This window comes from Arcobacter aquimarinus (assembly GCF_013177635.1).
In the GTDB taxonomy this organism is placed as follows: Bacteria; Campylobacterota; Campylobacteria; order Campylobacterales; family Arcobacteraceae; genus Aliarcobacter; species Aliarcobacter aquimarinus.
Genome location: NZ_CP030944.1, coordinates 1,909,348 through 1,933,911, shown reverse-complemented (window position 1 = coordinate 1,933,911; position 24,564 = coordinate 1,909,348). Strand labels below are relative to the sequence as shown.

The 24,564-nt window shown below is 28.0% G+C and carries 25 protein-coding genes, 2 tRNA genes and 2 rRNA genes; 15 read left to right on the top strand and 14 right to left on the bottom strand.

The annotated features are described in order from the left end of the window. The first annotated feature begins 18 nt into the window (after positions 1–18). From AAQM_RS09755 to AAQM_RS09730, 6 genes are all read left to right on the top strand, one after another. Positions 19–95 (top strand) — tRNA-Ile (locus AAQM_RS09755). 31 nt (positions 96–126) lie between these two features. Continuing rightward, a tRNA-Ala gene (locus AAQM_RS09750) sits at positions 127–202 on the top strand. Between the two features lie 363 nt (positions 203–565). Next, positions 566–3,480 (top strand): 23S ribosomal RNA (locus tag AAQM_RS09745). Between the two features lie 241 nt (positions 3,481–3,721). Continuing rightward, positions 3,722–3,837: ribosomal RNA gene (rrf, locus tag AAQM_RS09740) — 5S ribosomal RNA — on the top strand. Between the two features lie 178 nt (positions 3,838–4,015). Further along, positions 4,016–4,231: a VF530 family protein gene (locus AAQM_RS09735; RefSeq protein WP_228254541.1), complete on the top strand. Its 216-nt coding sequence runs from the start codon at positions 4,016–4,018 to the stop codon at positions 4,229–4,231. Positions 4,232–4,260: 29 nt separating this feature from the next. Next, on the top strand, positions 4,261–5,007 hold the full coding sequence (locus AAQM_RS09730) for a ferredoxin-thioredoxin reductase catalytic domain-containing protein (RefSeq protein ID WP_129095845.1): 747 nt from the start codon (positions 4,261–4,263) through the stop codon (positions 5,005–5,007). Positions 5,008–5,033: 26 nt separating this feature from the next. Here the strand turns inward: AAQM_RS09730 and AAQM_RS09725 are convergent, their stop codons facing one another. The 3 genes from AAQM_RS09725 to panB are packed head-to-tail and all read right to left on the bottom strand — an operon-like array spanning position 5,034 to position 7,923. After that, a complete protein-coding gene (locus AAQM_RS09725; RefSeq protein ID WP_129095846.1) occupies positions 5,034–6,080 on the bottom strand; it encodes an AI-2E family transporter in 1,047 nt (348 codons plus the stop codon). After that, positions 6,077–7,114, bottom strand: coding sequence for a Holliday junction branch migration DNA helicase RuvB (ruvB, locus tag AAQM_RS09720; RefSeq protein ID WP_129095847.1), 1,038 nt, complete (start codon positions 7,112–7,114; stop codon positions 6,077–6,079). Before ruvB ends, AAQM_RS09725 begins: the two co-directional genes overlap by 4 nt. Further along, entirely contained in the window at positions 7,114–7,923 is an 810-nt protein-coding gene (panB, locus tag AAQM_RS09715) for a 3-methyl-2-oxobutanoate hydroxymethyltransferase (RefSeq protein WP_129095848.1), read from the bottom strand. The genes ruvB and panB overlap by 1 nt, the downstream gene beginning before the upstream one ends. Before the next feature lie 154 nt (positions 7,924–8,077). On the opposite strand from panB, the gene trpA reads away from it, so the two are divergent. Genes trpA through AAQM_RS09695 form a run of 4 tightly spaced genes read left to right on the top strand, consistent with a single transcriptional unit; the run spans position 8,078 to position 10,143 of the window. Then, positions 8,078–8,818, top strand: coding sequence for a tryptophan synthase subunit alpha (gene trpA / locus AAQM_RS09710; RefSeq protein WP_129095849.1), 741 nt, complete (start codon positions 8,078–8,080; stop codon positions 8,816–8,818). Between the two features lie 2 nt (positions 8,819–8,820). Then, on the top strand, positions 8,821–9,558 hold the full coding sequence (locus AAQM_RS09705; protein ID WP_129095850.1) for an arginyltransferase: 738 nt from the start codon (positions 8,821–8,823) through the stop codon (positions 9,556–9,558). After that, positions 9,548–9,772, top strand: a complete 225-nt coding sequence (locus tag AAQM_RS09700; protein ID WP_129095851.1) for a hypothetical protein — start codon at positions 9,548–9,550, stop codon at positions 9,770–9,772. The genes AAQM_RS09705 and AAQM_RS09700 overlap by 11 nt, the downstream gene beginning before the upstream one ends. Next, positions 9,769–10,143 (top strand): hypothetical protein, encoded by a 375-nt coding sequence (locus AAQM_RS09695; RefSeq protein WP_129095852.1) that lies wholly within the window; start codon positions 9,769–9,771, stop codon positions 10,141–10,143. The genes AAQM_RS09700 and AAQM_RS09695 overlap by 4 nt, the downstream gene beginning before the upstream one ends. 3 nt (positions 10,144–10,146) lie before the next feature. Here the strand turns inward: AAQM_RS09695 and feoB are convergent, their stop codons facing one another. Beyond that, positions 10,147–12,255, bottom strand: a complete 2,109-nt coding sequence (feoB, locus tag AAQM_RS09690; protein ID WP_129095853.1) for a ferrous iron transport protein B — start codon at positions 12,253–12,255, stop codon at positions 10,147–10,149. Next, positions 12,245–12,472: a FeoA family protein gene (locus AAQM_RS09685; protein ID WP_129095854.1), complete on the bottom strand. Its 228-nt coding sequence runs from the start codon at positions 12,470–12,472 to the stop codon at positions 12,245–12,247. The genes feoB and AAQM_RS09685 overlap by 11 nt, the downstream gene beginning before the upstream one ends. A gap of 140 nt (positions 12,473–12,612) precedes the next feature. On the opposite strand from AAQM_RS09685, the gene AAQM_RS09680 reads away from it, so the two are divergent. Beyond that, positions 12,613–13,068 (top strand): Fur family transcriptional regulator, encoded by a 456-nt coding sequence (locus AAQM_RS09680; protein ID WP_128987097.1) that lies wholly within the window; start codon positions 12,613–12,615, stop codon positions 13,066–13,068. 38 nt (positions 13,069–13,106) lie between these two features. Here the strand turns inward: AAQM_RS09680 and AAQM_RS09675 are convergent, their stop codons facing one another. From AAQM_RS09675 to AAQM_RS09660, 4 genes are all read right to left on the bottom strand, one after another. Continuing rightward, positions 13,107–13,604, bottom strand: a complete 498-nt coding sequence (locus AAQM_RS09675) for a flavodoxin (RefSeq protein ID WP_129095855.1) — start codon at positions 13,602–13,604, stop codon at positions 13,107–13,109. Between the two features lie 16 nt (positions 13,605–13,620). Continuing rightward, positions 13,621–14,382 carry a hypothetical protein gene (locus AAQM_RS09670; RefSeq protein WP_129095856.1) on the bottom strand — a complete coding sequence of 254 codons (762 nt, stop codon included), beginning with the start codon at positions 14,380–14,382 and terminating at the stop codon, positions 13,621–13,623. Further along, complete coding sequence (locus tag AAQM_RS09665) at positions 14,376–14,711, bottom strand: DUF2325 domain-containing protein (protein WP_129095857.1); 336 nt, start codon at positions 14,709–14,711, stop codon at positions 14,376–14,378. Before AAQM_RS09665 ends, AAQM_RS09670 begins: the two co-directional genes overlap by 7 nt. A 266-nt stretch (positions 14,712–14,977) precedes the next feature. After that, positions 14,978–15,475 (bottom strand): transglycosylase SLT domain-containing protein, encoded by a 498-nt coding sequence (locus tag AAQM_RS09660; RefSeq protein ID WP_129095858.1) that lies wholly within the window; start codon positions 15,473–15,475, stop codon positions 14,978–14,980. A gap of 165 nt (positions 15,476–15,640) precedes the next feature. On the opposite strand from AAQM_RS09660, the gene AAQM_RS09655 reads away from it, so the two are divergent. Then, on the top strand, positions 15,641–15,850 hold the full coding sequence (locus tag AAQM_RS09655; protein ID WP_129095859.1) for a hypothetical protein: 210 nt from the start codon (positions 15,641–15,643) through the stop codon (positions 15,848–15,850). A 12-nt stretch (positions 15,851–15,862) separates the two neighbouring features. Here the strand turns inward: AAQM_RS09655 and AAQM_RS09650 are convergent, their stop codons facing one another. Genes AAQM_RS09650 through AAQM_RS09640 form a run of 3 tightly spaced genes read right to left on the bottom strand, consistent with a single transcriptional unit; the run spans position 15,863 to position 18,492 of the window. Further along, a complete protein-coding gene (locus AAQM_RS09650) occupies positions 15,863–16,588 on the bottom strand; it encodes a carbon-nitrogen hydrolase family protein (RefSeq protein WP_129095860.1) in 726 nt (241 codons plus the stop codon). Then, positions 16,563–17,972 carry a phosphomannomutase/phosphoglucomutase gene (locus tag AAQM_RS09645; protein WP_129095861.1) on the bottom strand — a complete coding sequence of 470 codons (1,410 nt, stop codon included), beginning with the start codon at positions 17,970–17,972 and terminating at the stop codon, positions 16,563–16,565. Before AAQM_RS09645 ends, AAQM_RS09650 begins: the two co-directional genes overlap by 26 nt. Then, a complete protein-coding gene (locus AAQM_RS09640; RefSeq protein WP_129095862.1) occupies positions 17,962–18,492 on the bottom strand; it encodes a methylated-DNA--[protein]-cysteine S-methyltransferase in 531 nt (176 codons plus the stop codon). Before AAQM_RS09640 ends, AAQM_RS09645 begins: the two co-directional genes overlap by 11 nt. Positions 18,493–18,533: 41 nt before the next feature. On the opposite strand from AAQM_RS09640, the gene AAQM_RS09635 reads away from it, so the two are divergent. Both AAQM_RS09635 and AAQM_RS09630 read left to right on the top strand, forming a co-directional pair. After that, complete coding sequence (locus AAQM_RS09635; RefSeq protein WP_129095863.1) at positions 18,534–19,214, top strand: response regulator transcription factor; 681 nt, start codon at positions 18,534–18,536, stop codon at positions 19,212–19,214. Beyond that, positions 19,207–20,523 (top strand): sensor histidine kinase, encoded by a 1,317-nt coding sequence (locus AAQM_RS09630; RefSeq protein ID WP_129095864.1) that lies wholly within the window; start codon positions 19,207–19,209, stop codon positions 20,521–20,523. Before AAQM_RS09635 ends, AAQM_RS09630 begins: the two co-directional genes overlap by 8 nt. Here the strand turns inward: AAQM_RS09630 and ccoG are convergent. Continuing rightward, a complete protein-coding gene (gene ccoG / locus AAQM_RS09625; RefSeq protein WP_129095865.1) occupies positions 20,520–21,845 on the bottom strand; it encodes a cytochrome c oxidase accessory protein CcoG in 1,326 nt (441 codons plus the stop codon). The genes AAQM_RS09630 and ccoG overlap by 4 nt on opposite strands. A gap of 137 nt (positions 21,846–21,982) precedes the next feature. Between ccoG and AAQM_RS09620 the strand changes: the two genes are divergently transcribed. Beyond that, a complete protein-coding gene (locus AAQM_RS09620; RefSeq protein WP_129095866.1) occupies positions 21,983–22,624 on the top strand; it encodes a hypothetical protein in 642 nt (213 codons plus the stop codon). 51 nt (positions 22,625–22,675) lie between these two features. Here AAQM_RS09620 and AAQM_RS09615 read toward each other — a convergent pair whose 3' ends face one another. Then, positions 22,676–24,559: a glycoside hydrolase family 17 protein gene (locus AAQM_RS09615; RefSeq protein ID WP_129095867.1), complete on the bottom strand. Its 1,884-nt coding sequence runs from the start codon at positions 24,557–24,559 to the stop codon at positions 22,676–22,678. Between the last annotated feature and the right edge of the window lie 5 nt (positions 24,560–24,564).

Genomic DNA, 24,564 nt, shown 5'->3' with positions numbered 1-24,564 from the left:
TTAAATAGGTAGTAAAAGGGGCCTATAGCTCAGCTGGCTAGAGCGCTCGACTGATAATCGTGAGGTCTCAGGTTCAAGTCCTGATAGGCCCACCATTAAATAATCTAGTAAAGATTAATTTAGGTTGGGGAATTAGCTCAGCTGGGAGAGCGCCTGCTTTGCACGCAGGAGGTCAGCGGTTCGATCCCGCTATTCTCCACCACCTATTATTTAAAATGAGAGTTTTAAATAGAAATAGTTCAATTAAGATAAAAAAAGATGATAGAAAGTTAAATATAAGTTCAAAGAGATTGAATTTATATTTGATTTTCGAATCAAAGTTTTTCAAAGAGATTTGAAAATGATATTTAAAAATATAATGTTAAAGTCTTTAATTTTTTCGTAAGAATTATATAACAGCAATGTTAAATAATTTAAAACAAAAAAAATTTCATATCTAAATTTTAGAAATAAAACTATAGATAGAACACAACATGTTTTATTAGATATATTTTAAGTAATATGTTTAATAAGATAGTAGCCAAAGAATATTATCAAAAATGCGATAGAGTTTAACTCTATTTATTAATAAGCTATTAAGGGCTAATGGTGGATGCCTAGACTGTAAGAGGCGATGAAAGACGTATTAGGCTGCGATAAGCCTCGGGGAGCTGCCAAAGAGCTTTGATCCGGGGATTTCTGAATGGGGCAACCCAATATAGTGAGAGCTATATTACCCAATATGGGAGCTAACCTGGTGAAGTGAAACATCTCAGTAGCCAGAGGAAGAGAAATCAAACGAGATTCCGTTAGTAGCGGCGAGCGAAAGCGGATTAGGACAAACCCAATGCTTGCATTGGGGGTTGTAGGACCATAACATGAGACTAAAGAGGATAGATGAAATACTTGGAAAAGTGTAGCATAGAAGGTGAAACTCCTGTAGTTTAAATTCTCAATAGCTCTAATGGTATCCTGAGTAGGTCGGAACACGTGATATTTTGACTGAAACTGGGGGGACCACCCTCCAATCCTAAATACTACTTACAGATCGATAGTGAACAAGTACCGTGAGGGAAAGGTGAAAAGTACTCCAGCGAGGAGAGTGAAATAGAACCTGAAACCATTAGCTTACAATCATTCAGAGCCCTATGATTTATCAGGGTGATGGACTGCCTTTTGCATAATGAGCCTGCGAGTTGTGGTGTCTGGCAAGGTTAAGTCAAGTACGAAGCCGTAGCGAAAGCGAGTCTTAATAGGGCGAATTAGTCAGATGCTGCAGACCCGAAACGAAGTGATCTATCCATGAGCAGGTTGAAGCTGGTGTAAGAGCCAGTGGAGGACCGAACCCGCAGGCGTTGAAAAGTCTTGGGATGACTTGTGGATAGGGGTGAAAGGCCAATCAAACTTCGTGATAGCTGGTTCTCTCCGAAATATATTTAGGTATAGCCTTGTGTTGTAGCATATAGGGGTAGAGCACTGAATGGGCTAGGGCTGCTTACCGCGGTACCAAACCCTATCAAACTATGAATACTATATGTGGAATCACAGGAGTCAGGCGGTGGGTGATAAAATCAATCGTCGAGAGGGGAACAACCCAGACTAACAGCTAAGGTCCCTAAGTTACATCTAAGTGGAAAACGATGTGGAGTTACTGTGACAACCAGGAGGTTGGCTTAGAAGCAGCCATCCTTTAAAGAAAGCGTAACAGCTCACTGGTCTAGTGATTCTGCGCGGAAAATATAACGGGGCTAAGATGTACACCGAAGCTTTAGATTCAATTTTTAATTGAGTGGTAGGAGAGCGTTCTATTCAGCGTAGAAGATGTACCGGTAAGGAGCGTTGGAGCGGATAGAAGTGAGCATGCAGGCATGAGTAGCGATAATTGAGGTGAGAATCCTCAACGCCGAAAACCCAAGGTTTCCTACGCGATGCTCGTCATCGTAGGGTTAGTCGGGACCTAAGTCGAGTCCGAAAGGGGTAGACGATGGCAAATTGATTAATATTTCAATACCAACATATAAGCGCGATGTGGGGACGCATAGAGTTAATCGAGCTCACTGATGGAATAGTGGGTCGAAGGACGTAGGCTGTAACTTAGGCAAATCCGGGTTGCAATAGGCCGAGATCTTACAGGCTCTTGACACTCTTCGGAGGAGATGGAGAATCGATGATACTGTCGTGCCAAGAAAAGCCACTAAGTATATTGTATGTTGCCCGTACCGTAAACCGACACAGGTGGGTGGGATGAGTATTCTAAGGCGCGTGGAAGAACCCTGGTTAAGGAACTCTGCAAACTAGCACCGTATCTTCGGTATAAGGTGTGCCTACTTTGGTATATGGACTTGCTCCAAAAAGCTAGAGAGGTTGCAACAAAGAGTCCCTCCCGACTGTTTACCAAAAACACAGCACTTTGCTAACACGTAAGTGGATGTATAAGGTGTGACGCCTGCCCGGTGCTCGAAGGTTAACTGATGATGTCAGCGCAAGCGAAGCATTTGATTGAAGCCCGAGTAAACGGCGGCCGTAACTATAACGGTCCTAAGGTAGCGAAATTCCTTGTCGGTTAAATACCGACCTGCATGAATGGCGTAACGAGATGGGAGCTGTCTCAACCAGGGATCCAGTGAAATTGTAGTGGAGGTGAAAATTCCTCCTACCCGCGGAAAGACGGAAAGACCCCGTGCACCTTTACTACAGCTTGACACTGTAGCTTGGATATTCATGTGCAGGATAGGTGGGAGGCTGTGATGCTAGGACGCAAGTACTAGCGGAGCCATCCTTGAGATACCACCCTTGAATATTTGAGTTACTAACTGCGTACAATTATCTTGTATCAGGACAATGTCTGGTGGGTAGTTTGACTGGGGCGGTCGCCTCCTAAAAAGTAACGGAGGCTTACAAAGGTTAGTTCAAAGCGGATGGAAATCGCTTGTTGAGTATAATGGCATAAACTAGCTTGACTGTGAGACATACAAGTCGAACAGAGACGAAAGTCGGTCATAGTGATCCGGTGGTTCTGCGTGGAAGGGCCATCGCTCAAAGGATAAAAGGTACGCCGGGGATAACAGGCTGATCTCCCCCAAGAGCTCACATCGACGGGGAGGTTTGGCACCTCGATGTCGGCTCATCGCATCCTGGGGCTGAAGTCGGTCCCAAGGGTATGGCTGTTCGCCATTTAAAGCGGTACGCGAGCTGGGTTCAGAACGTCGTGAGACAGTTCGGTCCCTATCTTCCGTGGGCGTAGGAAAGTTGAAGAGATTTGTCCCTAGTACGAGAGGACCGGGATGAACGTACCACTGGTGTACCAATTGTTCTGCCAAGAGCATCGTTGGGTAGCTACGTACGGATGTGATAAGAGCTGAAAGCATCTAAGCTCGAAGCCAACTCTAAGATTAACTTTCCCTGAAGTTCCCAGCAAGACTAGCTGGTTGATAGGCTGGATGTGTAAGCGTTGTAAGGCGTTTAGCTGACCAGTACTAATAGAACGTTTGGCTTATTTTAACAATTCTTTGGTTTACTATCTTATTAAATATATGTTTTTATATTTAATATATATTGTGTTTAATGTTACCTTGAAAAAATGTCAATTTTTTTAAGAAGCAAAGACTTTAGCATTATTTTTTCTTAACTCCTTAACGAGTTGAGTATTAAGTAAATTTAGAGAAATTATCTAAGTGATGATTTTTATGAGTGAACAGAATTTTAGTTCTTTTTTATTCTTAATTTATTTAATACTCAACTTGCTGGTGGCTACAGAGAAGTGGAAATACCCAGTCCCATTCCGAACCTGGAAGTCAAGCACTTCATCGCCGATAATACTGCCGGGTCCCCTGGTGGAAACGTAGGTCGCTGCCAGCTTTGAGTTTTTACACACACAAAGCTTCTTTCTATTTGAACTACTACTAGTTCTCTTTGGAAGAAGCTTTTTTTTTACCTACCCTTTTTACCCTTGTTTGTTATTTCCTCTTTCTTAGTTTATCTCTTTTTCCACTTCCTTATGTTAGACTTGCATCTAATTTTATTTTTAGGAATTTCTTTGAATAATAATCCAAATAATCCACTTCATGGTGTGAAATTAGAATCAATTTTAAATAAATTAGTAAACTATTATGGTTGGGAAGAGTTGGGATATAAAATTAATATAAGATGTTTTAATTTTGAACCTTCAATAAATTCTAGCCTTAAATTTTTAAGAAAAACACCTTGGGCAAGACAAAAAGTTGAGAAATTATATTTAAATACATTTTCTTAAAAATAATAAACACAATTTTAGGATAATAAATGATAAAAAAAATTGACACAAATAGTGAAGAATTTCAAATTGAATTTGAATTAACAAAACAATTTACTGATAAAGTATTAAAAGAACATAATCTAACATATAATCCTGATGATGAAGTTAATGAATCAATTCAAATGGGATTAACAAGAAATAAGATAATTTATGGAAAAAGATTTTGCCCATGTTTTATGGTTATTGGACAAACACCTCAAGAACAACAAGAGACTGGTGAAAATAGACTTTGTCCATGTGTTCCTGCTCTAACAAAAGAAATACCATCTAAAGGTTCATGTCATTGTGGAATATTCTGTACAAAAGAAGAAGCACAGAATATTATGAAAGAGAATCATTTACATGATGCTATTGCAACTCATGATGGTTTAAATAAAAATGAGTGTGAAAAGTTATTACAAAAAGATGAAATAAATTCAACAGAATTAGAAGCTTTAATTGATGCCAGAAATGCAGGTGTGATTAAATTTAATTTAGTTGATACAAGAGAATGGATGGAGTGGGTTGGCTCAAGAATTAAAGGAACAGATTATTTAATTCCTACAACATCATTTTATCAAGCAATAGAACAAGTTAATAATCAAAAAGATATTGCAACGGTTGTTTATTGTCATAGTGGAAGTAGAAGCGCATACTGTCAAAGAATAATGTTAAATTTAGGTTTTAAATCAGTAACAAATCTTGATTATGGAATTTCTTCTTATGGTGGAGAAAGAGAAAGAGGAGATATTTAAATTTACTAAAGAGAATACATCTAAAATTAAGATGCGTTCTCTTTAAAATCATCATTATATTTTTTTAGTAAATGCATAATAGATATAAAGAATGTTACCATTGCTGGACCTATAATCATTCCCCAAAAACCAAATGTTGATAAACCTGCAACTATTGAGAAAAAAATTAAAAGTTCATTTATACTTGTAGGAGTTTTTATTATTCTTCTATTAATATATTTTATAATCATTGGTTTTACAAAAGTATCTGCAATAATTGAAATCACAATAATAGAATATAAAGCAATAATGATTGCATTTGATAAAGAGTTTGTAGAAGCTTCATAAATTACTATGGGTAGCCACATAATTACTCCTCCAATTACAGGAATTAATGAAGCAAATCCATATAAAACTCCAAATAAAAGTCCATCATAACCAAAAATTGATACGAAAAATCCAAATAAAAATCCTTCTAATATGGCCGTCACTAATATAGAGTATAAAACTATTGTCATAACATTTGATGATTCACAAAATAGTATAATTGAATCTTCTTTTTTTAAGGGCAATAAATCTTTTATAAAACTTGAAATAGGTGTTGAGTAAAGAGTAAAAAAGAAGAAAAATATTAGAATTAATATCATATCAACCATAAATTTTAATGAATTTTTACCTAAAAAAGCACCAAAAGAGAACATATTTTGAACAATTTTACCTATATCAATTCGTGAACTAATATTTGAAAAAAATTCATTTAAAAAGAGAAAGTCAGAAAATAATTGTTCTATAAAAGATTTTATTTCATTTAAACTTTTAATCAAAGTTTGTTGCTCCACTTGGTTAAAGAAATTTGCAAATGAAAAAATACAATATAGAATAGGTAAGAAAAAAAGAGCTGCTAATCCTATAGTTATAATTGAAGTTGCTAATGCACGGCTAGAAATTCTTTTTTCTAAATAAATTGTTAAAGTACTAGTAGCAATAGTTAATAAAATAGCAACAGTTATTGATTTTAAAAAAGGATTGAAAAGTTCAATCATAAAAAAAATTGTAACAATTGCTATTGAAATTAAAAAATAGCTAGTTTTCAAAATAGTTTTCCTTGTTTTGTATCATCATCAAGTTTCATACTTTGAGGGTATGATAATCTAAACATTTCATAAGTCTTTACACTAGCAACTCTTCCACGTGCAGTTCTTTCTATATAACCATTTGCAAGTAAGTAAGGCTCAATTGCATCTTCAATTGTTCCTTCATCTTCACTAAGAGCTGCCGCAATTGTAGAAAGACCCATAGGTTTTCCTCTATTTGAAATTAGTAATTCAAGTAAATTTATATCCATTTCATCAAATCCACTTTCATTTACTCCTAGTTCATCTAAAGCATATTGACATCTTTTTATATGAATATATTTTTCATTTTCAACTTCAGAGAAATCTCTAACACGTCTAAGTAATCTTAATGCAACCCTTGGTGTTCCTCTACTTCTTTTTGAAATCTCTAACGCAGCATCATCTTCACAATTTTTACCAAGTTTAACTGCAGCTTTTTGAATAATTTTTGCAAGTTCTTCATGGGTATAAAATTGCATTCTAAAGTGCATCCCAAATCTCTCTCTTAATGGATTTGAAAGCATTCCAGCCCTTGTAGTTGCTCCAATTAGAGTAAATCTTGGTAAATCTATTTTTACAGTTTGTGCAGCTGGTCCTGAACCAATTATAATATCAAGTCGATAATCTTCCATAGCTGGATATAAAATCTCTTCAACAGCAGGAGAGAGTCTATGAATTTCATCGATAAATAAAATATCTCCCTCTTCAAGATTTGTCAAAATTGCAGCTAAATCTCCACTTTTTTCTATCATAGGACCAGCTGTAACTTTTATGTTTGTATTCATTTCATTTGAAATAAGATATGATAAAGTAGTTTTCCCAAGTCCCGGAGGTCCATAAAATAAAATGTGGTCAAGAGCCTCTTTTCTTTTTTTAGAAGCATCAATAAAAACTCTTAAATTTTTTTTGATTTTTTCTTGACCTATATAATCATCCCAATTTGAGGGTCTTAAACTTACTTCATTATTATCTTCTTCAAAAGATACAGATTCAACTTCTACTAATCGCTCCATTAATACTCTTCCTCTTTTGAAGGGAAACTAGAGTCTTGTACATCACTTCTATATTGATTTACAGCTTCTTTTACAAGTTCTGCACCATTTAGGTAATGTCTTACAAATTTTGGTTTAAACTCTTCAAAAAATCCTAACATATCTGACCAAACTAAAACTTGACCATCTGTTACATTTCCTGCTCCAATACCAATAATAGGAATATTTACAGCTTCAGTGATTTTTTTTGCAACATCACTCATAACACCTTCTACAACAATAGAAAAAGCACCAGCTTTTTCAACTGCAATCGCATCACGAATAAGCTGTTCTTCATCTTCTTTAGTCTTCCCTCTAACCCTATATCCACCTTCACTTCTTACATATTGAGGCATAAGTCCAATATGTCCCATAACAGCAATAGAATTTGAAGTTAAATGTTTGATAATATCAGCTTTATCTTCTCCTCCTTCTATTTTAATAGCAGCTGCATTTGTTTGAGAATAAACTTTCACAGCATTTGTAAGAGCAATATCTTTATTTATATAAGTTCCAAAAGGCATATCTAAAATTACAAAAGCTTTTTTTGCTCCTGAACAAACTGCATTTGTATGATAAATCATTTGTTCTAAAGTTGCTGAAAGAGTATCAGGACGACCTGCAAAACTCATGTTTAAACTATCGCCTACAAGAATCATATCAGCAATTTCTTCAAAAAGTTTTGCAAAAAGTGCATCATAGGCTGTAATAACTGTTAGTTTTTTATTATTTTTAGCTTTTTTAATTTTAGAGATATTCATTTTTTCAAAATCACTTTTTATAATACTCATAATAATTTCTCCCATATATAAAGTAATAAAATTTTCTATATTTATCTATGATTATATCCTATTAATACTTTTTAAATTGAATATAAAATTAATTAATGAATTAAAAGAAGATTTTAGATAAAATAACTAAAACTCTTAAAATAGGATTAATATTTTGAAAAAATTAGTAGGTTATATTACAGCATCTCTTCCAAATAATAATTTTACAGTGGATTTAGCATATAGTATGAAAGAAGCAGGTGTTGATATGTTGGAACTTGGAATTCCTTTTTCAGACCCTGTTGCAGATGGTCCTGTTATTGAAAAAGCAAATTTAATAGCGTTAAATAATGGATTTAAATTAAAAGATTTATTTGAAATTTCTTCAAAAATTGCTAAAGATATTGATACTTTATGGATGGGATATATGAATCCTTTTTATCATTTTGGAATTGAAAAATTTTTACAAAAAGCAGATGAATTTGGAATAAGTGGAACAGTTATTCCTGATTTACCTTATGAAATGGCTCAGAATTTTGAAGTATTATTTAAAAAATATAATAAATCAAATATTTGTTTTGTTGCTCCCACTGATAGTGAAGAGAGAATTAAACAAATTGCTACAAATGCTCAAAAGTTTATTTATATGGTTGCTTATACTGGAATTACTGGAAATGGGCAAAAAGAAGATTTATCTCAAATTATACAAAATGTGAGAAAATATTCTAATACACCACTTTATATAGGCTTTGGAGTTGATGAGAAAACTTGTAAGGAAAAAATTATAGGTGTAGATGGAGTTATTGTTGGAAGTGCATTTGTTAAACATATAATTGACGATAGTTTATCAAGTAATGAAAAAATTAAAAAAATCTCAAGTATTGTAAAAGAGATAAAAGAAAAAATAAACGAATAGATATGCATATTTTGAATCAAGATATTGAATTTTTTGAAGAGAATAGAAGTTGCTCTTATTTTGAAGAAAATATATCAGATATTAGATACAAATATATTTATTCTTGTTCAACTCCACAATATCAGGAGTTATTAGAGAGAGGATGGAGAAGATTTGGAAGAATGCATTTTGTACCTGAGTGTAAAACTTGTAATAAATGTGTTTCAATAAGAATTGATGTAAAAAATTATAAATTTTCAAAATCTGAAAAAAGAGTGATTTCTAAAAATAAAGATACTAAACTTTATATAAGACCTCCGTCTTTAACTACTGAACATTTAAATTTATATGATAAATATCATAGATTTATGAATGAAAAAAAAGATTGGCCTTATACACCAATAGAAGCAGAAGATTATATAAAATCTTATATTGATGCAACCGAAGATTATGCAAAAGAATTTTTATATATAAAAGATGATAAATTAATTGGAGTTGCGTTGGTTGATATTTTACCAAAGTCAATTTCTGCAATTTATTGTTATTATGATCATGATTATTCTGATTTATCAATTGGAAAGTTTTCTATTTTAGCTCAAATAAAAATAGCTAAGGAGTTAAATATTCCTTATATTTATTTGGGATATTGGATAAAAGACCATTTTTCAATGGGTTATAAAGAAGCTTATACTCCTTTTGAAACTCTGGAAAATAGAGCTACTCTAAACGAAACACCAATATGGAAAAATCATGAACTATAATATTGTTATTGTAATAAGTGTGGTTATTTGTGCTATAATTTCCTTGTTTATTAGTTATTATTTAGCATTATTTATAGTTGGAGAAGATAGTAATTTTTTTAAAGCTCTCCAACTGATTATAGCAATAATTTCAATGACAACATTTTATGCACCTACAAAGCATATAATAATTAAATTTATGAATCTTAATGAAGATGAAAGTGAAAATAAATGAATAGATACTTAGTATCTTTTTTGGTATTTACTACATTGTTATTTTCTCAAGAAAATTTAGTAAATACTCAAGAGACGATAGATATAAATCAATCATATGATCCAAATGTTGATTGTCTAATTTTAGAGGATGAAAATTCAATAATTTGTAAATTTGAAGTTATAAGAGATACTGAAAAAGAACAAGTAATTACTATAAATTGGGTTAGTCCAACAGGTGAAATTTCAAGAAGTAGAGAGATGATTATTCCTCCAGGAGATAGTTCAGCCTATGATTATAGATATCTTGATGGAAGAGAAGGTGGAAAATGGGATTTCATGATAATATATAATGGAAAAGAGTATTCTTCAAAGTTTGAGTTAAAAAATTAATTTTTAACTCATTACGAATTTTGTTACATTATAGGCAATAAAAGACAAAATCCACGCAGTTGATGTGGTAAAAATAAATAGATAAACTAAATATTTCCAACTGCCAGCTTCTTTTACAAATACCATAGATGCAGCCAAACAAGGTAAATAAATCATAACAAATACTATAAATGAAATAGCAGATGCAAAGGGAATATTATTTTTTATCTTTTCTATTAGACTATTTGATGATTCATCGTTGTTTTCTCCTAATCCATAAAGAATTGATAAAGTAGAAACAACTATCTCTTTTGCAGCAAGTCCTGTTTCAAGCGCTACAGACATTTTCCAATCAAATCCTAATGGAATAAATAAAGGTTCAGTGAATTTTCCTATATATCCTAAATAAGAATTTTCAAGATTATATAAACTCAATTCATTTTGTAGTTTTATTTTTTCTTCTTTATTTATTGCTAGCTCTATTTTTTGATTATAAATTTCTTCAATTTCAAGATGTTTTGGATAGTTACTTGCAAACCAAATAAGTAAAGATGCTGCAAGTATATAAGTTCCCGCTTTTTTTAAATACATCATAGCTTGATTTGAAACAGTGTGCCAAATGAGTTTAAATGATGGAATTCTATATTTTGGCATCTCCATAACAAATGGTTCATCTTCACTTTTAAATACAATAATTTTAAGTATTTTTGCCGCAAATAGACCTAAAATTGCACCACTTATATATATCAAAAAGAGTATATTTCCCGCATTTTGTTCGCTAAAAAATGCTCCTACAAAAAGTACATAAATAGGAAGTCTAGCTCCACAAGACATAAAACCTATAATAAATAGAGTTAATAATCTATCTTTTTCATTTTTAAGTGTTCGAGCAGCCATATATGCAGGAACTGAACATCCAAATCCTGTAACTAATGGAATAAAAGATTTTCCATGAAGTCCAAATTTATGAAAAAAACCATCTAATAAAAAAGCAACTCTACTCATATATCCAGTTGTTTCAAGTAGTGCAATTCCAAAAAACAAAATTACAATATTTGGTAAAAATAAGATAACAGAACCAACACCAGCTATTATCCCATCTCCAATAATAGAAGCAAGTTGATTTTCTCCTAAAATTTCTTTTGTGTTATTAATAATATTTGCAAAAAAAGTATCTATTAAATCCATAGGAATATTTCCTATTTCAAAAGTTAATTGAAATAAACTCCACATTAAAAATAAAAATATAGGAAGACCAAAAAATTTGTGAATTAAGATATCATCAAATCTTTCAGTTAAAGTTTTTTTATCAATATTTTTTTGTTTAACAGTTTCAACAAATGCACCTTTTGCAAATGCAAATTTTTCATCATTAAAAATATCTTCTATATTTTTTGTTTCAAAATGAATATATAAATGATTAAAAGATTCATTTAATAAGCTTTGTAATTTTATCCAAATTGGTTCATCATGGAATAATTTATAGATTTGCTTATCTTCTTTTAGAAGTTTTATAGCAATTTGCCTGAAACTGTCTTCTGTTTTATAATTGCAATCTTTTAGCAATTTACAAATCTTTTCTATCTCTTCTTCTATTACATCTGAAAAAAATAGTTTTGATGGAAGTTTTTCATTTTCATATTTTGATATTATTTCATCTAAAAGTTTATTTATTCCAATTTTCTTTGCGGCACTTGTTTTAATACAAGGTTTACCAAGAATTTTGCTTAGTTGTATTTCATCTATTGATATTGATTCTTTTTGTGCTTCATCCCACATATTTAAAGCTATTATCATTTTTTTATCTAAGGCTAATAGTTCTGAAGTTAATAAAAGATTTCTTTGTAAGTTTGTGGAATCTAAAACATTTAAGATAATATCATAAGATGAGTTATTTAAAAACTCTTTAGTAACTTTCTCTTCTAATGTATAGTTGTTTAAAGAGTAAGCTCCTGGTAAATCAATAATTTGGATGGTATAGTTTTTATATTCTAAAAAAACCTCTTCTTTTGTTACAGTAACACCTGAAAAATTACCAACTTTTAATTTTGCATTTGAAAGTGAATTAATAAGCATTGATTTACCAACATTTGGTTGTCCAACTAGTGCAATTTTTATTATTTTATTTTTCATATTTTACTTCTATTTTACTGGCTTCACTTAATCTTAATGCTACTTTTGTTTGATTTACTTTTATTTCAATGGTACTTTTTGTAAGAGTAAAAGCAACTACTTTTAAAATTGAACCTTTTATTATTCCAAATGAATAAAGTCTATTTCTAAGTATATCATCACAATTTATTGAGCTAATTATTGCTTCTTCATTTAGTTTTAATTTATCTAAAGTCATCTAATTCCTTTAATAGGATTAATAATGATTATTATAATATAATTAAACTTTCTTATACTTGATTAACATCAATTAATCCATTTGTAATTTAGGTTAACTTTGGATATACTAGATAGTTATAAAAATTTTAAGGGTTTTTTATGTTAAACGAAAATAACACTAATGAAGAAATAATTGATGAATTAAAAAAAATAGTAAAACAAAAAGGTCTTAAATACACTGAACAAAGAGAGATCGTTTTAAGTATTTTACTACATGCAAAAGAGCATTTGACAGCTGAAGAAGTTTATAATCAAATAAAAAAAGATTGTCCAGATTCAAATATTGGAATAGCAACTGTATATCGAGCACTTAGTTTTTTAGAAGAAGTTGATTTGATTACTTCTATTACGTTTGGAACAGATGGAAAAAAATATGAGAGTAATGCAAAATCTCATCATGATCATTTAATTTGCACAAATTGTGGAAAAATTGTTGAATTTATTGATGATGAAATAGAAAAAAGACAAGATAAAATAGCTAAAAAAAATAAATTTAAAATATCAAGTCACTCAATGCAACTTTATGGAACTTGCGAAAATTGTCAAGAAGCTTAGTATATTAAGAAATCTTAATATACTAAATGTTTTCTAAACTATAAAATTTCTTCTTTTATTTCATTTACCCAGTTTTTTATTCTCTCTTCTGTTAAATCACTTTGATTATCTTCATCTATTATTAAACCAACAAATTTATCTTCAATTTGAGCTTTTGAACCATCATGATAGTAACCATCAGTTGATGTAAATCCTATAATTTTTGCATTAGTTTGACTTATATGTTCATAGATAATTCCTATAGCACTACAAAATTCATCACTATAACTTTCTTGATCACCTAGACCAAATAAAGCAATAGTTTTATTTGATAAATCTAATTTACAAAAATCACCCCATGCATCTTCCCAATCATCATTTAATTCACCATCTCCCCAAGTAGAACCTCCAAGAATTATTTTGTCATAATCATTTATTTTATCTACTTTTGTACCTGCTAAATCAAATACTTCAATTTCTCCAAGATTTGTTGCAATTTTATTTGCAATCTCTTCAGAATTTCCTGTGCTACTTGCAAAAAATATAGCTGTTGACATAATGTATTCTCCTAATTTAATTTTTTATAATTGATCTTAAAGAGTAAGGAATAGCTTTTATTTGATACTCTTTATTTTTTAGTTCATCCACATAAACAGGAATCTGTTTTGTAAATTCATTGTTTTTTGGATAAGCTAAATAAATTTGATAAAACTCACCTTTTTTTATAGATTTAATTGCACTTTCAAGTTCATCTTTTATATTTGGTTTTTTAACCTCTATATCTTTCCATGAAGTATAGATTTTAAGTCCAATAAAATCTTTTGATTTAATACAGATTGAATCACCTAAATCTATTACAATTTTATCACTATGTAGTTTTTTTATCTTTTTTAAAACGAATTCATGAAATAGTAAATGTTTATCAATTAATAATTGCATTTTGTTATTTATAAAACAAATTGAAATTAATTTAGCTATAGGTAATAGATGTTTGTTTGATATAAAAATAGTTTTTTTATTAGTTGAATTTAGATAATTATTAATAATAATAGTTGAATTAATACAGATTTTAAAATTTTTACTAATAGTTTTTTTATCTGTTTTTATAAAATTAATAGGAAGCAAATTTTTAATTTTGTATTTAAAGGCATTTTCTAAAGAACAATTTGATAATTTTTTTTGTTCATATTTTGAAAAGTGACAGTATGATTTTAAGATATTATTACTAAGACTTAAAAAAAGTTGTCTAAGTCTATTTGTTGAATTAAATTCATCAAAATCTTTTGGTAAAAATTCTTTATTTCCTAAAAATCCAATTAAGTTATTTTCTAACATTTTAATTCCTTATCACAATTTGCATAACACTCTTTACAATCTTTAATTCCCATAATTTTTATATATTCATCATATACACAATTTATTGATCTTTTAGCACAAATAAATGGAATATTTTTCTTTTTTGCTTCATTTTTATATTTAAGCATAGTATTATGATTTAAAAAAGAAGTTAACATTACAATACAATCTGTATCTTGAGGAACTTTCTTTTTTGGTGCTGATGATTTTTTTCTTGCATCCCAGTGATTTATGTTTTTTGCACCTAATTGTGTAAGCATTGAAGAGATTTGTGATATTTGGTCTCCACCTATTATTAATATACTCATTTTCAATCCTTTTAACAAGTACAACCAGTTGGTTTTACTAAGTCTTTTTTATTTTGAACTACTAAACAATCAAACATGCTATATCCTTTATATTGATAATCATTATTGAAATATTAGTGTAACAAAACTTAAAATACTATTAATATTAAGAATGATTATCATTTTATTAGTAAATAACTAATCAAAATTGAAAAGTAATAAAAAATAGTAAAATAATGGGATTTGGAATTCGGGAATAACTAGGAAAATCCTAGTTAAATTATAAGTTATACTTCGATTTTTTTAAGTTCTCTGATAATCGCAGCTATTTGTTTTGAATACTCTTTTGCTTCTTTAGAATTATATTTCCATCCACCATTGTAACTGCTCCAAACTTTTGTCCAGTCATTTTTGTGAATTTTTTGCCAATAAACTAATTCATCAATTGCATTTTTTGTAGCAAACTGAAAATCTGAAATTAATTTTGTAGCAAATAAGTTTCTATTCCAAGAAGTGTCTTTTGCATTATGTCGGCTAATTACTGTTTTAATATTTGCTTGATATAAACCAAAGTCTTTTGAATCTACATTTATCATATATTTTCCAAGACCTGACTCTTTTATTGCTATAGCCATTAATGAGTAACTAAGTCCATGTGCTTGACCTTCTCTTTTTATCTCTTTTAGGGTTTCTATCTCTTGTTGTGTTAAGTTTTTAATATCAAAATCTGATGCAAAAACATTAGAAATAAATAGTAGAATAAGTAAAATATTTCTTAATCTCAATGGTTTCTCCTTTGTTTTTTCTTTTAAAAAGTTGTGTATTTTACATAAAAATCAATTTTTTGTCAAATTTCACTATATTTTTCTTGTTTTTTGGGGATTGTTTAATATTTTATTTAGTTGTATATAACTATAATTTCGAAAAAATTTAATGAGAATGAAAAGACATTGGAAAAGAAAGAATTTAAAAAAATAATTAAAGAAATAGGTTTTTCTTCTCAAGGGAAATTTGCAGAAGAAATAGGTGTGAAAGCAACAACTTTTACGACTTATAAAGTAATTCCTTCTCATATTAGAAGAATTACAAAGTTAGCACTTTTAGCTAAAAAAAGTGGTGTTCCTTTAGAGGAAATAAGAAATTCGTTAAAAGTAGATTAGTAATATCTACTTTTAATCTATTTTATTCAATCCAATATCTATATAAGTTCTAACTTTTTTTATCTCATCCTTATCAAATAAAGCTTCAATTATCTCTTTTGAATCATCTTTTGTTGTATTTCCAAATGGACTTATTATTGCACTTCCTTTAGCCATATTATCATTTGCACAATTGCTTGCTATTACAAAACATTGATTTACTAAAGCTAAAGCTTTTGAGATTGATTCATAATGTTCTTTCCTTTTTAATCCCCACATTGCAGGATTTAAAATAATATCTGCACCTTTTACTTTTTCCCAAAGTTGAGGAAATCTCAGTTCAAAACATATTAAAGTAGCAATTTTTAATCCATTTATTTCTATGATTTTTATATCTTGTTCATTTCCGCAGCTAAAATGTTCAAGTTCATTTCCAAGTGGAAATAGTTTCACTTTTGATTGAGTGTGAATGATTTGTAAGTTATGAAACATATATAAAGTGTTAAAAAATTTATCATCTTTTTTTGTAATAAAGGTTAAAGCTATAATTTTGTCTTTACTTAAGGCTTTTAGCTCTTCTATGGCTTTTATGGAAAAATCTGAAGCTTCTTGCATTCTATCATAGGAAAATTCACTTAGACTTAGTTCTGGTGCGAGTATGAGAGAATCTTTTTCACATGAATTTATTAAATCTTTTAAATGATTTAAATTTTCTTGAAAATTTTGTGTTGTTTTAGTTTGTAGTGCTATTAATTTCATTTATTACCTCATTTAAAATATTCTCAACTGCATTTTTATAACTCATGGCTGTTGCGTAAGTTGTGGCTTCATATTTTGTCATAATTAGTGCACTTGTATTTGATGCACGAATTAATGCCCAGCCATATTCAAAATTTATTCTAAGACCATCGATTTTTAAAATATCTTTTATAATTGGAAAACCTCTTTGGGTTTTAGTTAATTTTTCTTCTATTTTTTTTATTATTAAGAATTTGATATTTTCATTTACTTTTATTTCTATATTTTTACTTGTGTAAACTTTTGGAAGTTTATCTAACTCAAAATCTAAATTTATCCCTTTATATAAAAGCTCTAATACTCTAAAAGTTGCATAAATTGCATCATCAAAACCATAATATCTATCATTAAAAAAAATATGTCCCGAAACTTCAGCAGCTAAATCAGCATTTAACTCTTTTAGTTTAAGTCTTAAGTTTGAATAACCAGTTTTATTCATAATTGTTTTTGACTCAGTATTCAATTCATCAAAAATATTTTGGGAATAGGTAACTTCTCCAATAATTACTGGATTTTTCATAGTTTTTGAAAAAAGTAGGGCTAACATATCGCCTTTGATATTATATTTTTGAGTTAAAACAGCAATTCTATCAGCATCACCATCATAAGCAAAACCTAAATTACACTCATCTTTTAATAAGGCTTTTATATCTTCAAGATTTTTTTCATTTGTTGGGTCTGGATGATGATTTGGAAACTCTCCATCAGGAGTTAGATGTAAACCTTTATAATTTAGATTTAATTTATCTAATATTTCACATAAAACTGTATTTGCAACACCATTTCCACAATCAATTGCAAAAGGAATATTAAAGTTTTTTAAGTGAGAAAATTGATTTACTATATAATCTATGTATAATTTTTTTGCATCAATTTTTATAAAATCTAAATTTAGTGGAATCTTTATATTTTGATTTTTGCTAATTGTTTCATATAAAGCTAAAAGTTCATCTCCAAAAAATGGCTCATTATTTATGGTGATTTTAAATCCATTATATTTTTTTGCGTTGTGGCTTCCTGTTATCATAACAGAAGCATTGGGTTTTATAATCTCTTTGTTTATTTTAAATTCTTGATAAGAGGCAAAATAATTTACACCTGTTGCTACAAGTTCTATATTTAAAATTTTACAATTTGAAAAATTTAATCCTGAAATCAAAGCTTCAAATAACATATTTGAATGAGTTCTTATATCATAACCTACAATTATATATGGAGTTGTTTTGATTTTTTCTTTTATTGTTAAACCTAAAAAATAGCCAATAAGTTTTGAATTTTCAAAAGTTAAATCTTCATCTACAATACCTCTAATATCGTATTGTCTAAAAATTGTTTTATTTATCATTTTTTTCTAGCTTTATTAAAAACTCTTTTTTTTCTATTCCCTCTATTTTTGTTTTTAACTCATCATTTATTAAGACTCTATGGGAAGGAACTAAAATCTCTATCATATTTTGAGAAGATGCATTAAATATAGCTTTCTCTATTTTTATATCATTCATTTTGATAGCTAATTCTTTAGCTGAAACAGTTTTCCCATAAGGAATATTTAATAACTCTTTCCAACATTTTACTTGAAAAGATGAACCAACTAATTGTAAAGGAATTTCAAATGTTATTCTTTTTTTCTCAAAATACTCTTGTAATTGTATTTTTAAAGTATCAAAAAACTCACAATTTCCAGGAACTATATCTGATTCAAGTGTAGTTTTTAAAGTTTGAATTTTTGCTTCTATATTAAAAGGTGTAAAAAAAGTTAGTATTACAATACCTTTTTTTGAAGCAGCAGCGAACATTTCTCCTAAAGGTGTAGAAAATGTTGTAGTAATTATTGTCTCTTTTGTTTGTGTTTTGTATTCTCTCATGTTAGAATTTTATCATAATCATATATAAGATATAATCCAAAATGTTAAAAAATAGATATAAAAATATAAAAATTTTGTATGTTGAAGATGATGAAATAGCTAGAGAAAATGGTGTTGAATATTTGCAAAATTTTTTTGAGCAAATTTATGAAGCAAGTGATGCTATTATTGCTTTACAATTATATGAAAAATATCAACCAGATATTATAATTACAGATATTCAAATGCCAAAATTAAATGGTTTAGAATTTGTAAAAAGAATAAGACAAAAAGATAAAAAAACTCAAATCATAATAATCACAGCTTTTTGTGATAAAGATTATTTATTAAAAGCAATTGAACTTGGGCTTGTAAAATATCTTGTAAAACCTGTAAAGGAAAAAGAGTTTGAAGAGGCTTTGTTTTTATGTGTAAATTCTTTAAAAGAAGATAATTCAAATATTGTAAAACTAGATATTGATTCATATTTTGATACTTTTAATAAAAATCTACTAATAAAAAATGAAATAGTAAAATTGAGAACTAAAGAGATTCTGTTTTTAGAGTTATTATTAAAAAATAAAAATAGATATGTAAGTTATGAAGAGATTGAAAACTATGTTTGGGCTGATTCTGTTATGACAAAAGATGCTTTAAAAACTTTAGTTAAAAATTTAAAAACTAAAATACCAAAAGATTTAATTTTAAATCTTACAAATAGTGGTTATAAAATAGATGTCTGAAATAAATTTAATTTTATTTTATGGTATTACTTTTGGAATATTGATTATGACAATAGTTTATACTTTCATTAGATATGTTTATTCAAAAGAGATATTTTATATAAGTTACTGTTTTATGCAGATTTTTTCTTTACTTTATATAGTTTCTTATAGTAAGTTATTTAAGATTAGTTTTTTTGTTCAAGAGCTTTGCTTAGTGATTGCTAGTTTGAGCGCAGTTTTATTTGCTATAACTTATTATGAGGGAAACTTCTTACCAAAAATTAAAAATTATAAAGAATTGATTATTAATACTTTATTGTTAAATGTGGTTATTTTAACAGCTTTTTATCATTATGTTTTATTTGAATATTTGCCTTATACGATAGTTTATGCAATTTTATTTATCTCTTTGATTTTTAATCTAAAACAAGGTTTTAAACCAACACTTATTTATGTTATTGGTTGGTCTATTTTTTGTATTTTACTTTTTGTTTTTGATTTTAAAAATTTTTATAATCAAAGGGAATATTTTGATTTAGTTTTATTAGTTTTTGCTATTGAAGCAATGCTTTTTACAATTTCGATAGCTTATAAATATAATGATTTAAAAATACAAAATAAAAATTTTGAGAAGTTAATTTTACAGCAATCAAAGTTTGTAAAATCAGGTGAAATGATAGCAAATATAACCCACCAATTTAGACAGCCTTTAAATAATATTTCATATATTTTAATGAACTTAAAAAAAAGATTTGAAAATAAAAATTTAGATGAAAGCTATTTCGATAAAAAGGTAAATCAAGCAAATGAGCAATTAAATTTTTTGTCAAAAACAATAGATGATTTTAAAGAATTTTATAAAATTTCAAAAGAGAAAGAGATTTTTAGCGTAAAGGATGCAATTTTAAATGCAACAACTATTTTGAGTGCTGATTTAAAAACTTATAATATAGAGTTAGAAATAAATTTTGAAACATTTGAAGAGATTAAAATATTTGGAATAAAAAGTGAACTTTCTCAAGTTTTAATATCAATAATTTCAAATTCAATAGATGTTTTAAAAAGTAACAAAAATCCAAAAATAAAAATAGAAATTTCTTCTTCTAGTGCTGAGGTAATAATAAAATTAGTTGACAATGGAGGAGGAATAAAAACTAAAAATTTAAAAAAGATTTTTGAACCATATTTTTCTACAAAAGAAGAGGGAAGTGGAATAGGACTTTACTTATCAAAAATGATTATAGAAGAGAGTTTTTGTGGGAGAATTTTGGTGGAAAATAAAAAAGAGGGAGTTTTATTTTCCCTCTTTATTGAAAAGGCTCTTTAGTTTTTGGGATAAAAAAATGCAATTTGTCTTCTAACTTTTATTTTTTCATCTTCATTTGCAAATATTTCTATTGAAATTTTAGATGGTTTGTTTTTTAATTTATTAAAATCATTTGTTGTCTCTAAAATTAAAACTTGTTTTCTTTTTTCACCAGCTTTTAGCTCTACACTTTCAAATCTTTTTATGTTGAAATCTTTATTTTCAAGTAATTTAATATCAAAAATATAATTTTTATCTTGTGTATTATGAATAGTCAAGATATAGTTATTTGAAATAATTCCATTTTCTTTTTGTTTATAAAGTTCTGTTGTTTTATTTACATTAACTAAAAAACTCTCTTTTTCAAGTGAAAAATAAAAAGCTAGAAATATAGATAAAAATAAAGATGCAAAATATGTTATATTTTTTTTAGTAAATATTGAAACATCTTTTTTGTTTAATACTTTATTTGTACTCCCCCAATTTATTAAAGATTTTTTATTTAGTTTTCCCATAACAGTTGAACAAGCATCACTACATTCAAGACAATTTATACACTCAACTTGCAAACCTTTTCTAATATCTATATGTGTTGGACAAACTTTTACACAGGCTTCGCAAGTTGTACACTCTTCGTTATTACTCCATTGTTTTATTTTGAATATTGATTTAGCACCATTTTCATATACTTTTCCACCACGATTAAAATCATAAGTTACTTGTTTTGTATTATCATCATATAAAACAGATTGTATTCTTGAATAAGGACATATATAAATACAAAAGTTTTCTTTCATAAAAACAATGTCATAAACTAAAAATAGGGCAACACTCAAAATAAATATAATCATAAAACTATGTTCGGCAGGATTTTGGATATAAACAAAAAAATCTTCAGGTGGAACAAAATATAACATAAAATTACAAGAGATAATAAAAGATATAATTCCCCATAAAATTAAAGATATATATTTTTTAATTTGATTTGATTTTTTATTGTAGTCTATATCTTTTTGTTTGTTTTTAATTCTTCTTAAATCTAAGATAGTACTTTCTATCAAATCTCTATAAATAACTCTAAAAATAGTTTGAGGACAAGCCCACCCACACCAAACTCTTCCAAACATGGAAGTTATTGCAAAAATACCTATAAATAAAAACATAAGTAAAAATGGCATTATATAAAGTTCGCTAACACTATAAACATTTCCAATAAAGTGAAATTGTAATTTATCAAATGATAATAATAAAATATGATTCCCATTTATTGTTATAAATGGTAAAGTCATAATAAATAGTGTGCTAATAAAATAAATAAGATACCTTTTTTTAGCATAAGTCATATTCTACTCCTTTTATTTTTTTTATAATAAAAGAAAATGGTGTTTCTTTGGTGGTATATATTTTAATAAGTATAAAAATTATTGCATTATTTATACTTTAGATGTATAATTTGCCAATTTATAAGAGGATGAGATAAGTGGGAAAGATAAGTGTTGGGATTACATTATTAGTTCTTGGTTTTGTTGATTTATTTGCAAATTCAAATAGATATGACATAAAATCTGGAATAGTTGAATATGAAATTGTAGGAAATATTCAAAGTGAAAACGGAAGTAGGTTAAATGGTACAAGTAAATTGTATTTTAAAGATTTTGGAATTTTAGAATTAGTGGATGAAAAAGTTGTTCAAACGAATATGGGAGAAAAAGAAGAAGAAAGAACCATATCTAAAATAGTTAATAATAAAATGCTTACAGTTGATTTTAACGATGAGGTTATTTATTCTCAATCTTTAGCTTTGGATGAAGAAAATCCTGTTCAAAATATCAAAAACTATGAATCTTTTGTACAAATGGGTGCAAAAAATTTAGGAACTGAAAATATTTTAGGTTACAAATGTGATGTTTGGCAATTAGGTGAAGATAAAATTTGGATTCATAATTCAGTTCCTTTAAAACTAATAACTAAATCTTTAGGAATTACTCAAATTCAAGAAGCAAAATTTGCTGTTTTTAATGTGGATATAAAAAATGATAAATTTAAATTACCAGCTTTTCCTGTAAAAGTTATTGAAGAAATAATTGGTCAAGAAGGTGAATATATTCCAAGTGGTGATTAAAAAGTTAGCATCATTAAAAAAAGGGAGTTTCAAAAAATGAAACTCCCTTTTTTATTGAAGATTTTTTATATCTTCTTTTGTAAGAAGATAAATAGCTATTATAAATGAAATAGCTCCTAAGAAAGTATTTGAAAGTATCAATGAACCTATGCTTAAGAATAAAGCAATTATAGAAAAAGATTTCTTGTTTATTACAAAAGCAATTATTGCAAATATAATAGATATTAATCCTACATATCCAAAATAAATAGAAGCTCCCATAAAGTCTTTAATAGAACAAGATAAAGAGTTTGAATCTAAATTACAAGCTATTGCTAATTCTTTATTTGAAACAAATCCTGTTTTAAAAGCTACAAAAATTGCTACAAAAATAAGTGTATAAATAGATACTTGTTTTAAATCACATAAACCAATATTTTTTGTACCTTTATTTAAAATATATGCAAAAATTAATGCGATAATTACCCAAATATTTGAGAAAATATTTAAAAAAGTTTCATTATAAACTATAAGTATTGAACTTAATACTAAAACTAAAGATAAGGCTTTTTCAAATTTACCAAAATTTAATTTTTCATATTGAGTAGAATATAACCATAAAAATGAGATTGCTAAAATTATAAATCCGTAAATTTCAAAATTCTCATATCTTCCATTAAATGCTAAATTCATACTTAATATAAAGGCAAAAAATGCTGATAAATAGAAGAAAACTGATGGAATTACATCAATTCTTTTTGGTTTTAATATATGTGAAAGCATAAAATAATAAACAAAAATTTGAGTTATTAAAAGTAAAATAGCCCAAGTTCCTTCTAAATTATTTCTTGCAATGATATTGTATTGTTCAACTTGAAGCATATATAAAATTGCAAAAATAGTATTTATTATTGTAAATTGAAGAAGTTTTTTTGTAGAAACTTCACTATTTTTAAGTAATAAAGAGAATAAAATAATTAATAAAATAGAACCAAAAGCTAAATATTTATAGTTTGGAAAGTTTGAAACATCTCCTGCAAAAACATTTTTATCAAGTCTATCTTTATCAAATAATCCCCAAAAACCTCCAACAGCTCCTTCACTTACCCTTTTCCAAGGTTGATCAACAGCTTCAATGATATTATAATTCCAATTTTTTTCTTCAGCTAATTTAACAAAATCTCTTACAAAAAGTGCTTGATTGATTTTACTAGGCATAGCATCTTCTCTTGATCTTCCTTCACTTGGCCAACCTGTTTCACCAATTAAAATATTTGAAGTCTTCAATATCCCTTCAACTTCTTCTCTTACACTTGCTAGATGTTCTATTGATTCGTGAATATTCATAGGTTCATCTTCCCAATAAGGTAAGATATGAATAGTTACAAAATCAGTAACATCTTTGATATGTGGATACTTAACCCAATATTCCCAAACATCAGCATAAGTTACTTTTGTATTAGGAAGAGCTTCTTTTATTTGTGTTATATATTCATATAATTTTTTATCAGAAACATCTCCTCTTAATAAAACTTCATTTCCAACAATAACAGCTTTTACAATATCTGCATTTTCATTTGCAAGTTTTATTAAAGTTTCAAGTTCACCTTTTGTTTGTTTTTCATCTTTACTAACCCAAGCTCCCATTAGCATTTTAAGATTATTTTCCCTAGCAATTTTAGGAATCATTTCTAAACCTAATGTTGAGTAAGTTCTAATACAATCTGTATATTTTGAAAGTAGTTTTAAATCTTTTCTTACTAAATCTTCAGAAATTATTAACCCACTATCAAATAAAAAAGGAGATTCATCTTTCCCAAAAGGTGCATAAGAAACACATTGAAGTTTTGAAAAAGAGTTGGAATTATCTTTTAAAATAGTTTTTTCACCCACAAAGTACCAAAAGAAGATGGCAACACTAACACTAATTAGTGTTAAAAATATTTTTTTCCCCATTTTTT